Raw genomic sequence first — 12,516 nt, 5'->3', positions numbered from 1 at the left:
AACCCCTGCCGAGGTGCTTGACGAGTGGCTGCGAGAAGGCAACAGAATACGTGTTGCGACGACTGCTTGAATCCGTCAGGTCAGGAGCGTCGAGACCAGCAGCAATCCGACGGTCCAGGGAAGGGCTCGCAGGATGAGCTGCGAGACCGGAGTTGGAAAGGCCGACAAGGAGGGGCCGAAGTCACCGACCAGGACCCGCTTCCAAAACGCGACGTACTGTTCCCAAGGCGTGCCCTCGAGACCATAGAGCTGGCGCAGCGACTGCCGCATCATCTCGATGGCTTCCGGACTGGTCGCCCCGTAGGTCGTTGCGGCCGAGATCGATTGCTCGACCGGATTGATCGGGGTCATATGCGTCACCAGGTAGGTGATGTTGATCCCGACGAAGACGACGACCGCGAACTGCACGAGCCGCTTGGACAGATAGGCCAAGTAAGCCCTCATGGACCCCTCCTTGTCTGAGGAAAGTAAGGAGTTGTCTGTGGGCTATGGCTGCTTGGGCTTCAGCTTCACCATCATCGAGCGAGAATTGCCCCAGTTCGGAACGGGATTGGCATAGGGATTCTCCGCAGTCGGGTACCCCACCCAATAAGTCTCATCCATGGCCGTGAAGACGTTGTATGCCATCAGCGGGATGATCGGCATCTCGCGAACGATGAGCTTGGCGTAATCGCGGCCGAGCTCCACCGTACGCTTGTCGTCGAACGAGATCCGGCGCACCTCCTCGATGATCTTGTCGAGTTCGGGATTGCTCCAACGCTGCCAGTTGCGGGGTGATTGCGTCTTGCCTGGGGCTGCGACGAACTGGGAGTGCCAGCTGTCGAGGAAGAACGACAGGTCGGGATGACCGCCATAAGTCTCGACACTCCAGGAAATTAGCGTCTCGAAGTCACCGGCGATGCGCCGGTCGAGCATCGTGGTGCCCTGGGCGACCTCCGTCTTCGCATCGATGCCGAACTGGCGCCATTGCTGCACGATCATGGTTCCGGCCCGGGTCAGGATCGGGCGGCTATCGCCCTCGACCATGAGCTTGATGGAAAACGGTTTGCCGTCGGGCGTGTACCAGGCATTGCCGCGTTTCGTGTAGCCGGCCTTTTCGAGGAGTTCCGTCGCCGCCTGCGGGTTGGGCTTCCACCAGCCGTAGCCGAACGCCTTCCTGATCTCCGCCGGATCCGTCGGGATCTGCTCCTTCATCGTGGGACGCAGCATGTCGGCGATCTGGTTGCCGATGGTCGGATCGTACGGCTTGATCTTGCTCTTGCCGGTGTCGATCTCGTAGGACGCAAGCCACTCCTGGAGCGGGATGTGGTAATCGTCCGGATGCGTCCCCGTGGGTGGGATCCCGATCGGCGAGAGCGTCGCGGCCCCGCGATAGGATGCCATCGACACAGCCTTGACATCGATCAGCAGAGCCAGCGCCCACCGCACGTCGCGGTTCTGGAAGGCTGGATTCTGCATGTTGAAGATCACCGACGGGAGAGTCGGGTCGGGATGCGCGAACGGGAAGTTCGGGAACCAGGTCTTGAGGCTCGGCGACTGCTTGGTCAGGGTGAACATGCCCTCGGGGGCAATGTCGTGCACGACGTCCAAGTTGTGGTTGAGCTGCGCGATCACGCGCTTATCCGGCGGGCCGGGATCGATATAGGCCGCGTATTTCGGACCGGGCTCGCCGTAACGCCCAAGGGTCGTGCGCTGCCAGTCGTCGCGCTTCTGCCAGATGTACCACTTCCCATCAGGATCGAAGCTGTGAATCTTGTAAGCGCCGAGCGAAATCGGAGGGTTGAAGTCGAACCTCTGCGGATCGGCCGCCTTCTCGAAGACATGCTTCGGCATTATCCAGATCGCGTTGAACCGGACTGTGAAGAGCGAATGGAACCGCGAGTTCGGCTTCTTCAGCTTGAATCGGACCGTCCACGGCTCAGGCGACGACACGCTCTCGACGTTCAGCGCCAGCAGAGCACTCCAGCGCATGCCCGGGTTCTTGATTTGAGTCTCGACCGTGTAGATGAGATCGTCAGCCGTGAATTCGACGCCATCACTCCAGTAGATTCCAGGGCGCAACTTCACCGTCATTTCGGTGAAATCCGCGTTGTAGATCGGCTTTTCCGCGGCAAGAGAATTTTGCCAGACGCCGTCGAGACCTCGTTCGGGATCAATGTACCAGAGCGTATCAAGCGCGAGCTGGTGCAAGCCGGTGTACTGACCGCCGGCGTTGATGGTCCAGATGTTGAACCAGCCAGGATTCTTAATAGTGCCTTCCGGGTTTTCGAGAATGATCGTCTCATTCCGTGGCACACCAGGGACATTGGTTTGAGAAAGGGCGGTGGTCGCTGCCAGAGCCAGACCGGTGGCAACGGTAAGCAGGCGTAGAATTCGCATTGGCGCTCCTCCAGGGTTGATTTTTATCTTTTTTCTTAGTTAGCCCTCAGTTCTTAGGAATGGTCAACAGTATTATTGATACATATCGAAACTCTCGATACATATGGATATCTTGCAGAATGATTTCTGCCACCCGAAACCTTCGGACTGAGCGGCTACATGTCTACATTTAAGAGAAAATTCCTGACCCTTGTCGCAGAGGAAAGCTCTGAGGCTCTGCGCGGGATCGCTTCACCCGGTCGGGTTCGGATTCTCAAGCTCCTGCGAGCGGGAGGTCCGCTGAACGTGAATGAAATCAGCGACGCACTGGATTTGCCTCAATCCACGATCGCGACCCATATCCAGGTGCTTGAGCGCGCGGGGCTTATCGAGACTGAGATCGTCAAGGCCGCGAAGGGTCAGCAGAAGGTCTGCAGGATCCGCTATGACGAGATCATCATTCGCTTCGACGATGAAGATCCGCTCAAGAGCAAGGACCATATCGAAGTATCAATGCCCATCGGCCTGTACACGAGTTGCGATGTGAGCGCCCCCTGTGGGCTCTGCTCGACCGATAACGTTCTGGGTGTTCTCGACGTACCGGATTTCTTCCTTGACCCCAACCGAATGAGCGCATCTCTGATCTGGTTCAGACGCGGCTTCGTTGAATACAAATTCCCGAACAACGGCAAAGTTCTCGGAGCCAAGATCGATAGGCTCGAATTTATGATGGAGCTTTCATCCGAGGTGCCAGGCACGAGCCTCGACTGGCCATCCGAGATCAGCCTCTGGGTCAATAACGTCAAAATCGGAAGCTGGATCTCGCCGGGTGACTTCGGCGACAAGCGCGGTCTTTACACACCGCAATGGTGGAAGCTTGAAGGCTCCCAATATGGCAAGCTTGTCACCTGGCAGATCTCACGGAGTGGAACATCGGTCAATGACGTCAAGATATCGGATGTAACACTCGACAAGCTTGAACTCGACAAGCATCACGGGATTCGGGTGAGGATCGGTATTGACGAGGCGGCCCGACACCCGGGCGGAATAAATATCTTTGGGCGAGGTTTTGGGAACTATGATCAGGACATCGTCATGCGTATCCATCTGAAAGAACAGCCGAACGGTAAGTTGTGAGTGGCGGGGCTGAGAGACCCTAAAGGTCCGAGTTGGGTCAGGCAGGGACGACTCCCTACCCTTCAGGAACGTCCGCTGCTCCCTTCCAGAGCTGACATTCGGACTTCCGCCTCGTGCCATTTCCAGACCATGAGGGCCACATCGCACGACCTCCAACGGCCGAAACAATGTGACACAACGGGCTGCTTTGGATCTCAATTAAACAGCTAAGATAATGAACATTCTTCAACAGTGCGCGTGGGTGCTGGATGAGCCGCAGGCTGGCGCTCTCGGTCAGACCAGCATCCATATCGATGGAAATCCTACTTGCCGAATGTCAAAAAAGTATCGGCGCAAGCATAAAAACGTGCTGGCACGTGTCGGTGTCGGAGATTACCGTCAGTTCTAGCGAGAGCCGACATAAAGTTGGCCGGCCGAGAGCGAGAGCCGCTGTGGGTACCCGCAGCGACCTGGAGGAAACGGACATGGAGCCGGATCTCGAAGTCGTCCAAATAAGGCCTGGCGAGTCTTTCGCTGCCTGGTCGCACGGCTACCCCTATCGTACCGTGCGTTGGCACTTTCATCCCGAATACGAACTGCATCAGGTGGTTGCCACCAGGGGCCGCTATTTCGTTGGCGACTTCATCGGCGAGTTCGAGCCCGGCAACCTGGTGCTGACAGGACCGAACCTTCCGCACAACTGGGTGAGCGATGTTCCGAAGGACACGATCGTTCCTCTCCGCTGCCGCATTATCCAGTTCAGCGAGGGCTTCATCACCGGAGCCATGACGGCGCTGCGTGAACTCGCTGTCCTGGCGCCGGTCCTTGAGTCGTCCCGGCGCGGCGTGCTCTTCAGCCAGGAGACGAGCCAGGAGGTCTCAACTCTGATGACCGAGGCGATGGACGCCCAGGGCGTGCGCCGCATTGAATTATTCATGACGATCGCCGGGTTGCTGAGCCGGGCGAGAGGATCGCGGATGCTGGCCAGCGCCAGCTACCTGCCCGACCCCTCCGGCTACATGTCCGCAGGAATCAACAAGGCGCTCGCCTATATTCGCGAGAACCTGACACGGCCCTTCGGCGAAGGGGATCTCGCGATGATTGCCGGCCAATCGACGAGCGGATTGTCGCGCGCCTTTCGCCAACACACCGGCATGTCCATGGTGCAATACGTGAAGCGGCTGCGTATCAATCTCGCATGCCAGATCCTGATGAGTGACGAGAAGGCCCCGATCACCAGCATCTGCTACGAGGTAGGCTACAACAACTTGTCCAATTTCAACAGGCAGTTCCTGGCCGAGAAGGGCATGACGCCCTCCCGGTTCCGGCGTCTGCTGCTCGATAACAGCAACACGGCAAAGGCTGCTCAGGGAGGGCCAGAAAACACCACTTCAATCATCGAGAGAACAACGGGCTCCGCAAGGAGACTTGCGGGAAGAAGCGCTCTGCTGAGGGCGCATTGAGGGGCGGCACGTTCCTGTCGGGCTTATCGACAGGACAAGGAGTTCGCCCACCTTATAACGAGTACCACTGGGAGAGAAACGAATGATCAAGTCTTCATGGAAACTCGGCAGCCTTGCAACGCTCACCCTCTACCTACTCGCCGGAACCGGCGCTGCCGTGGCCCAGAACGCGAAGGTGTCCAACGCCACGGTTGCATTCCTGATGCCCGACCAAGCTTCCACACGCTACGAAGAGCACGACTTCCCCGGCTTCAAGGCCGAGATGGAAAAGCTCTGTCCGACGTGCAAGGTCATCTATCAGAACGCTGATGCGAACGTATCGCGCCAGCAGCAGCAATTCAACTCCGCGATCTCGCAGGGTGCGAAGGCGATCGTGCTCGATCCGGTCGATTCCGCCGCAGCCGTCTCGCTGGTCAGGCAGGCGCAGAGCCAGGGCATCAAGGTGATCGCCTATGACCGCCCCGTCCCCGATGCGAAGGCTGATTTCTATGTCTCGTTCGACAACCAGGCCATCGGCAAGTCCATCGCGAATTCGCTGGTGCAGCACTTGAAGAAGGCGAACGTGACTGCCGGCAGCGGCATGGGCGTCCTACAGATCAACGGCTCGCCGACCGATGCGGCCGCGGGCCTGATCAAGAAGGGCATTCACGAGGGTCTCGACACCAGCGGCTATCCGATCCTGGCGGAATACGACACGCCGGAATGGGCGCCTCCGAAGGCGCAGCAATGGGCCAGCGGTCAGATCACGCGCTTCAACAAGAATATCCTCGGCGTCGTGGCGGCCAATGACGGGACGGCCGGTGGTGCCATCGCGGCGTTCAAGGCCGCCGGCATGAATCCGGTTCCGCCGGTCACCGGCAACGACGCGACGATCGCAGCCCTTCAGCTGATCATCGCGGGCGATCAGTACAACACGATCTCCAAGCCGAGCGAGATCGTGGCTGCGGCCGCCGCCAATGTCGCCGTCCAGCTCCTGGCCGGCGAAACGCCGAAGGCCGATACGACGCTCTTCAATACGCCGTCCAAACTATTCGTTCCTGCTGTGATTACGGCAGAGAACCTGAAGGCGGAGATCATCGACAAGAAGATCAATACGGCCGAACAGCTCTGCTCGGGCCGTTATGCGGAAGGCTGCAAGAAGCTGGGCATCACCCAGTAATCGGCAAACTCCGTCCGGCCACCCGCCAGGTGGCCGGACATCAGGTGCGCGGCTGCAAAGACGCCTTTGAGGTTAGGGAAGAATGGACAGAACTCAAGATCTGCGCGACACGCGCGAACTGGTGCTCAGTCTGCGCGGAATCTCAAAGCATTTCGGCGCCGTTTCGGCTTTGACCGATATTGATCTGGACGTGCACGCAGGTGAGGTCGTGGCCCTCGTCGGCGATAACGGCGCAGGCAAGTCGACGCTAGTGAAGATCCTGGCAGGCGTGCACCAGCCGAGCTCCGGATCAATCACTTTCCGCGATAAGCCGGTAACGCTCGCAGATCCCAGCGCTGCGCTCGGCCTTGGGATCGCGACCGTGTTTCAGGATCTCGCCCTGTGCGAAAATCTCGATGTGGTCGCCAACATCTTCCTCGGCCGCGAGCTCAGTCCCTACCGGCTCGACGAGGTGTCCATGGAGCTGAAAGCCTGGACCCTGCTCAACGAATTGTCCGCGCGCATCCCCAGCGTGCGCGAGCCTGTGGCCTCCCTCTCAGGCGGCCAGCGCCAGACCGTCGCCATCGCTCGCTCACTGCTGCTCGAACCTAAGCTCATTCTCCTGGACGAGCCCACCGCCGCCCTCGGCGTCGCTCAGACGGCCGAGGTGCTCGACCTGATAGAGCGCGTCCGCGACCGGGGGCTTGGGGTCATCATGATCAGCCACAACATGGAGGACGTGCGCGCGGTCGCGGACCGCATCGTCGTGCTCAGGCTCGGCCGGAACAACGGCGTCTTCGAACCCGACGCGTCGAACCAGGAACTCGTCAGCGCAATCACGGGCGCTGCGAACAATTCGGTCTCGCGCCGCGCCAGCCGACGCCAGGCGCAAACCGGACAAGCCCCGGCGCCGGAGAGACGCCCATGACCAAGGGTGCAGAGCAAAACACACAGGCAGCTCCGCTTCTCGACCGCAGCGACGAGCGCGTGAAACATGCGGAAGGAATCGGCGGCTCGGTCCGCGCCTTCTGGGACAGGGTCCGCTCGGGCGATCTCGGCTCGCTTCCGGTCGTGGTCGGCCTGGCAATCATCTGGACGGTCTTTCAAAGCCTCAATCCGGTCTTCCTGGCACCGAACAATCTCGTCAATCTCCTGTTCGACTGCTCCACCGTCGGCGTGATCGCGCTCGGCATCGTTTGCATCCTGATCGTCGGCGAAATCGATCTGTCGGTGGGATCCGTCAGCGGCTTCGCGTCCGCGCTCGTCGGCGTGCTCTGGGTCAATCAGGGCTGGCCCGTCTCGATCGCCATTCTGGCAGCGCTCCTGTTCGGCGCTCTGATAGGCGCGCTTTATGCGGTCCTGTTCAATCGCTTTGGCATGCCGAGCTTCGTGGCGACCCTGGCAGGCCTTCTGTCCATTCTGGGCCTGCAGCTCTACCTGCTCGGCTCGACCGGCTCGATCAACCTGCCCTATGAAGCGCCCCTGGTGAACTTCGGCCAGCTGCTCGTGATGCCGGACCCGGTATCCTACGCACTTGCGGCTCTTCCCGGGATCGTCATGTTCGTGCTGGGCTACCGGACCGCGGCCCGGCGGCGTGAAGCGGGATTGTCGCCTCAACCGCTGAGCAGCCTGCTCCTGCGTCCCGTCGTGGTCACCGTCGTTCTCGAATTCATCGTCTACTACCTCAACCTCGATCGCGGCATCCCGTGGATGTTCGGTCTCTTCGTGGGCCTCGTCGTGGTGATGAACTATGCCCTCACCCGCACCAAATGGGGCCGCCAGATGCTGGCGGTGGGCGGCAACCGGGAGGCCGCGCGCCGCGCGGGCATCAATGTCCGCTTCATCTACATGACCGCATTCGTGCTCTGCTCGAGCCTCGCCGCAGCCGGAGGCATTCTCTCCGCGGCGCGTCTGGCCTCCGCAAGCCAGCAGGCAGGCACCGGCGACGTCAATCTGAACGCCATCGCCGCCGCCGTTATTGGTGGTACCAGCTTGTTCGGTGGCCGCGGCAGTGCCTATTCCGCCCTGCTCGGCATCATCGTCATCCAGTCGATCGCCAGCGGACTGACCCTGCTCGATCTTTCCTCATCGCTCCGGTACATGATCACCGGCGCCGTGCTGGCCATTGCGGTGATCGTCGACTCCCTGGCACGTCGCTCGCGCGCATCCCACGGCCGGGCTTGAATCAAAAAGAAGGAAAACCCATGGGCGATAAATTATCCGGCAAAGTTGCCGCCATCACCGGAGCGGCCTCCGGCATCGGCCTCGAATGCTCCCGGATCATTTTATCCGAAGGGGCGCGCGTCGTGCTGGTCGATCGCGACGAGGAAGCGCTGAACGCCGCCTGCACCGAACTCGGCCCGCAAGCTATTCCCCTGCGGATCGACCTCACCGATCCGACGAGTGTATCGCGCATGATGCCCCAGATCCTCGAACGGACGGGTCAGCTCGACATCTTTCACGCCAATGCCGGCTCCTATATCGGCGGCGAGATCCTGAAGGGTGATCCCGATGCCTGGGACCGCATGCTGAACCTCAACATCAATGCCGCTTTCCGCTCCATCCATGCCGTGCTTCCGCACATGGTGGAGCGCAAGACCGGCGACATCATTGTGACGAGCTCCATCGCCGGCCTCGTTCCTGTCGTGTGGGAGCCGATTTACACCGCCTCCAAGCATGCCGTGCAGGCCTTCGTCCACACGGTCCGGCGGCAGGTTGCCCCGCACGGTCTGCGCGTCGGTGCCGTCGCACCCGGCCCCGTGGTCACGGCCCTGATCAAGGACTGGCCGAAGGAGAAACTCGATTCGGAGCTGGCGGCAGGCGGCCTGATGCAGCCTGTTGAAGTGGCCGAAGCGGTCCTGTTCATGCTGACGAGACCTCGGAACGTCACCATTCGCGATCTCGTCATCCTGCCGCAGAGCAACGACCTTTGATGCGCGTCGGCACAGGGCATCGCTCCTCAAAACCTTCTCTGGATGATTGACCGGTCATGGCAAACCATTTCCTCGGTATCGATGTCGGCACCGGCAGCGCACGCGCCGGTCTCTTCGACGAGCAAGGCACCCTGCTCGCCTCCGCCAAGGCGGATATCGCGATCTGGCATGGATCCGGGGGCATCGTCGAGCAGTCGAGCAACGATATCTGGCAGGCCGTTTGCACCAGCGTGCGCGCCACTGTGAGCAAGGCGGGCGTTCCGCCGGAGAGCGTCGCGGGCATCGGCTTCGACGCGACCTGCTCCCTGGTCGCCTTGGGACAGGATGGCCGACCCTTGGCCGTCGGGTCCTCCGGTGACCCTGAGCGCAACATCATCGTCTGGATGGATCACCGCGCCACAGAGCAGGCGCGCAGGATCAATGGCACGGGCGAAACTGTTCTGAATTACGTCGGGGGCTCCATCTCTCCGGAAATGGAAACGCCGAAGCTCTTGTGGCTGGCGGAGAACATGCCACGAACCTTCACGGCCGCGTGGCAGTTCATGGACCTGGCCGATTTCCTCACCTGGAAGGCGACCGCGAGCCTTGCGCGATCCGTCTGCACCGTGACATGCAAATGGACCTATCTGGCCCATGAGAGCCGGTGGGATGAAAGCTATTTCCGAAGGGTTGGGCTTGGGCAATTGGCCGACGAATCCTTCAAGCGAATCGGCACCGAGATCGTTCCGGGCGGCACCGCCCTCGGCAATGGTCTGACCGCGCAAGCGGCGGCCGATCTTGGTCTGGAGCCTGGAACCGCCGTGGCGGCGGGCCTCATCGACGCCCATGCCGGCGGCGTTGGAACTGTAGGCGCGCGCGGGGATGTGGGCAATGTGCTGACCCGCATGGCCTATGTGTTCGGCACATCCGCTTGCACCATGTCATCGACTCGGGAGCCGGCTTTCGTGCCCGGCGTCTGGGGCCCGTACTTCTCTGCCATGGTCCCTGGGCTGTGGCTCAATGAGGGCGGTCAATCGGCGGCGGGTGCCGCGATCGATCACCTGGTTCAAATGCATCCGGCTTCGGAGAAGGCCGCGAAGATGGCCCGCGACAGCGGCATCGGTCTCAGCCAATGGCTGTCGCAGGAGGCTGAGCGGCGTGGTGGCGCGGCGGCGGTGGCGCGCCTCGTCGGCGACGTGCATGTGGTACCCGAGTTCCTCGGCAACCGTGCTCCTTTCTCCGATCCCGATGCGCGCGGCCTGATTGCCGGACTGAGCACGGACACTAGTCTCGAAGGCCTCGTCGCTCTTTATCTCGCCGGAGTCTGCGGTCTTGGCTACGGAGCTCGGCAGATCGTGCAGGTGCAGGCCGAGAGAGCTGTTTTGATCGACACGATCGTGGTGAGCGGCGGCGCAGGCCAGAGCACCCTCGTGCGTCAGCTTCTCGCCGACACGACGGGAAAGGTCGTTGCGGCCCCTACATCGGAGGAGCCTGTGCTCCTCGGATCCGCTATCCTGGGAGCTGTCGCGGCAGGCCAGCACCGCGACGTTGCAGATGCTATGTCGTCGATGTCGGCGATTGGAGAAACCTACCAGCCCAACCCCATGACGGCAGAATGGCACGAGAAACGCTTCAAAGCATTCGAAATGCTTCAGCAGACTGCAAGGACGATAAGAAACGGCAGTCTTTGAAGACCAGCACCGCTTGACAGGGAAATCTCTCTAAGAGGAGTGCCTCCCCCTCCCCCGAACTTCTTGAACATGGCGCAAACGCACAGCGACGCGCGACGAGCCGAGCAGGGATGACCTGAGCAGCCCGTGCGTAATACAAGATAGGTTTAGAGCCGTGGCTCAACCGTGCCGCGCGGCGCGCAGCTGCAAGGCAAGATCGGGGCGATCGCTGGTGATCTGCGAGATCGGCTGGCCCAGCCAGTAGTCGAGCTCACCCACCGTATTCGGGACCCAGGCGCCGAGCTTGTCGCGCCCCACGATCTCGACGGCACGATCGACCGTCAGCCGGAGCAGCGACTGCTCGACGGCAACGATGCAGCCGAGATCGACGAAGCGCCGCAAGGTCCGGTCGACGCCGCCGAAGGCTTCGCAGGAGCGGCGGTCGACCGACGCCAGCCGGCGCATGCCCGGCGCCTTCGCCCGGATCTCCTCGATGACCTCCGGGACGAAGCAGGTCAGGACTACGCGAGACGCCATGCTGCGGGCTTCGACGAGCGCGATGACCTTGTCGAGCAGGCCCGGATAAGGATTGCCGAAGGCATCCATCTTCATCTCGATCTCGAGCTCGATCCCGGTCGGGCCGAAAACGTCCAGAACCTCCGGCAGCGTCGGGATCGTCTCACCCAGCGTGTCATCGAGCCTGACCTTGCCGAGCGCCTCGCGCGACATTCGGCCGACCGGACCTTTGTGATCGGTGGTGCGGTCGAGCAGCGGGTCGTGGATCACCATGATCTCGCCGTCGCTCGACAAGTGTACGTCGAGCTCGACGGCATCGACGCCGAGGCCGCAGACGTTGTAGAAGCCGCCCACGCTGTTCTCCGCCCAGATGTTGCGCGCGCCGCGATGACCGATGATCCGCATGTCGATGAGCCTTGCTTACCTGATGGTGGTTTACCTGGGGTGGTTTACTTGCCGCTGTCCACCAGGCCCTTCACGAACCAGCGCTGGAGGATGAGGATGACGAGGGTCGGCGGCAGCATCGTCAGGAAGGCCGCGTTCATCAAGAGATGCCAGGTCGGCAGGGAATCGCTCTGCGGCATCAGCTTCTTCAGGCCGATCACCGCATTGGCCATGGCAGGTTCGGTGGTGAGCAGCAGCGGCCAGAGATATTGATTCCAACCCATGAGGAACAAGATGATCGCCAGCGCCACGATGTTCGATCGCGACAGGGGCAGCAGGATCAGCCGGAAGAATTGCCAAGGGCTCGCGCCGTCGATGCGCGCCGCCTCGCAGAGCTCCTCCGGGATAGTGAGGAAGAACTGGCGGAAGAGGAAGGTCGCCGTGGCGGAGGCGATCAGCGGCAGGATCAGGCCTGAATAGGTATTGACCAGATTCCAGTCGAGATCGACCAGCGCCTGGATGCCGAGCCAGGAGCCGAGGATGTTGAGCGGCAAAGCAACGTTCGCCGCCGACTCGTAGGTCGGCACGATGCGCACCTCGATCGGCAGCATCAGCGACATGAAGATGAGCCAGAAGGCCGTCATCCGGAAAGGGAAGCGGAAATAGGTGACGGCGAAGGCCGCGATCACCGAAACGGCCAGCTTCCCGACGGTGATGCCTGTGGCGATGATGAAGGAGTTGAGCAGCAGCCGGCCGAAATCCGCGCTGCTCAGCACGGTCTGCATATTGACGAGGAACTGGTTGCCGGGCAGCCAGGACATGGGCACGCGCATGATCTCCGGCTGCGAGAGCGAGCCGGTGACGAACACGAAATAGATCGGCAGGCAGACGAGCGCCGCGCCCACCAGCAGGATGAAATGGCAGACGGCGTCGAGGATCGGCGTACGTTCGTTCATCGT

Annotated in this window: 9 protein-coding genes and 2 pseudogenes; 7 read left to right on the top strand and 4 right to left on the bottom strand. The window is 61.2% G+C overall.

Annotation, left to right across the window (positions count from 1 at the left end; all coding sequences use genetic code 11):
* Window positions 1-78: 78 nt before the first annotated feature.
* Both JKL46_RS23125 and JKL46_RS23120 read right to left on the bottom strand, forming a co-directional pair.
* Window positions 79-444: pseudogene (locus JKL46_RS23125) on the bottom strand (ABC transporter permease); the annotation flags it as partial.
* 42 nt (window positions 445-486) lie between these two features.
* A complete protein-coding gene (locus JKL46_RS23120; RefSeq protein ID WP_201837781.1) occupies window positions 487-2,379 on the bottom strand; it encodes an ABC transporter substrate-binding protein in 1,893 nt (630 codons plus the stop codon).
* Window positions 2,380-2,538: 159 nt separating this feature from the next.
* On the opposite strand from JKL46_RS23120, the gene JKL46_RS23115 reads away from it, so the two are divergent.
* From JKL46_RS23115 to JKL46_RS23085, 7 genes and pseudogenes are all read left to right on the top strand, one after another.
* Window positions 2,539-3,495 (top strand): ArsR/SmtB family transcription factor, encoded by a 957-nt coding sequence (locus tag JKL46_RS23115; RefSeq protein ID WP_201837779.1) that lies wholly within the window; start codon window positions 2,539-2,541, stop codon window positions 3,493-3,495.
* Window positions 3,496-3,959: 464 nt separating this feature from the next.
* Window positions 3,960-4,841, top strand: a pseudogene (locus JKL46_RS23110) (AraC family transcriptional regulator); the annotation flags it as partial.
* Between the two features lie 178 nt (window positions 4,842-5,019).
* Window positions 5,020-6,096 (top strand): ABC transporter substrate-binding protein, encoded by a 1,077-nt coding sequence (locus tag JKL46_RS23105; protein WP_201837778.1) that lies wholly within the window; start codon window positions 5,020-5,022, stop codon window positions 6,094-6,096.
* Window positions 6,097-6,178: 82 nt separating this feature from the next.
* Window positions 6,179-7,003: an ATP-binding cassette domain-containing protein gene (locus tag JKL46_RS23100; protein ID WP_201837777.1), complete on the top strand. Its 825-nt coding sequence runs from the start codon at window positions 6,179-6,181 to the stop codon at window positions 7,001-7,003.
* Window positions 7,000-8,259, top strand: coding sequence for a sugar ABC transporter permease (locus JKL46_RS23095; protein ID WP_201837776.1), 1,260 nt, complete (start codon window positions 7,000-7,002; stop codon window positions 8,257-8,259). Before JKL46_RS23100 ends, JKL46_RS23095 begins: the two co-directional genes overlap by 4 nt.
* 20 nt (window positions 8,260-8,279) lie before the next feature.
* Entirely contained in the window at window positions 8,280-9,008 is a 729-nt protein-coding gene (locus tag JKL46_RS23090; protein WP_201837775.1) for an SDR family oxidoreductase, read from the top strand.
* A gap of 56 nt (window positions 9,009-9,064) precedes the next feature.
* A complete protein-coding gene (locus JKL46_RS23085; protein WP_201837774.1) occupies window positions 9,065-10,678 on the top strand; it encodes an FGGY-family carbohydrate kinase in 1,614 nt (537 codons plus the stop codon).
* A gap of 159 nt (window positions 10,679-10,837) precedes the next feature.
* Here the strand turns inward: JKL46_RS23085 and JKL46_RS23080 are convergent, their stop codons facing one another.
* Both JKL46_RS23080 and JKL46_RS23075 read right to left on the bottom strand, forming a co-directional pair.
* Window positions 10,838-11,578: a glycerophosphodiester phosphodiesterase family protein gene (locus tag JKL46_RS23080; protein ID WP_201837773.1), complete on the bottom strand. Its 741-nt coding sequence runs from the start codon at window positions 11,576-11,578 to the stop codon at window positions 10,838-10,840.
* A gap of 44 nt (window positions 11,579-11,622) precedes the next feature.
* Window positions 11,623-12,513 (bottom strand): ABC transporter permease subunit, encoded by an 891-nt coding sequence (locus tag JKL46_RS23075; protein ID WP_201837772.1) that lies wholly within the window; start codon window positions 12,511-12,513, stop codon window positions 11,623-11,625.
* Between the last annotated feature and the right edge of the window lie 3 nt (window positions 12,514-12,516).

It is taken from the genome of Microvirga zambiensis WSM3693 (assembly GCF_016735695.1).
GTDB classification, from domain to species: domain Bacteria; phylum Pseudomonadota; class Alphaproteobacteria; order Rhizobiales; family Beijerinckiaceae; genus Microvirga; species Microvirga zambiensis.
The sequence above is the reverse complement of the archived record's forward strand: the minus strand, read 5'-3'. Positions and strand labels throughout refer to the sequence as shown.

Coding starts and splice junctions, on each gene's coding strand:
- JKL46_RS23075 (WP_201837772.1), bottom strand. CDS start 12,513: ATGAACGAACGTACGCCGATCCTCGACGCCGTCTGCCATTTCATCCTG.
- JKL46_RS23085 (WP_201837774.1), top strand. CDS start 9,065: ATGGCAAACCATTTCCTCGGTATCGATGTCGGCACCGGCAGCGCACGC.
- JKL46_RS23095 (WP_201837776.1), top strand. CDS start 7,000: ATGACCAAGGGTGCAGAGCAAAACACACAGGCAGCTCCGCTTCTCGAC.
- JKL46_RS23090 (WP_201837775.1), top strand. CDS start 8,280: ATGGGCGATAAATTATCCGGCAAAGTTGCCGCCATCACCGGAGCGGCC.
- JKL46_RS23120 (WP_201837781.1), bottom strand. CDS start 2,379: ATGCGAATTCTACGCCTGCTTACCGTTGCCACCGGTCTGGCTCTGGCA.
- JKL46_RS23105 (WP_201837778.1), top strand. CDS start 5,020: ATGATCAAGTCTTCATGGAAACTCGGCAGCCTTGCAACGCTCACCCTC.
- JKL46_RS23115 (WP_201837779.1), top strand. CDS start 2,539: ATGTCTACATTTAAGAGAAAATTCCTGACCCTTGTCGCAGAGGAAAGC.
- JKL46_RS23080 (WP_201837773.1), bottom strand. CDS start 11,578: ATGCGGATCATCGGTCATCGCGGCGCGCGCAACATCTGGGCGGAGAAC.
- JKL46_RS23100 (WP_201837777.1), top strand. CDS start 6,179: ATGGACAGAACTCAAGATCTGCGCGACACGCGCGAACTGGTGCTCAGT.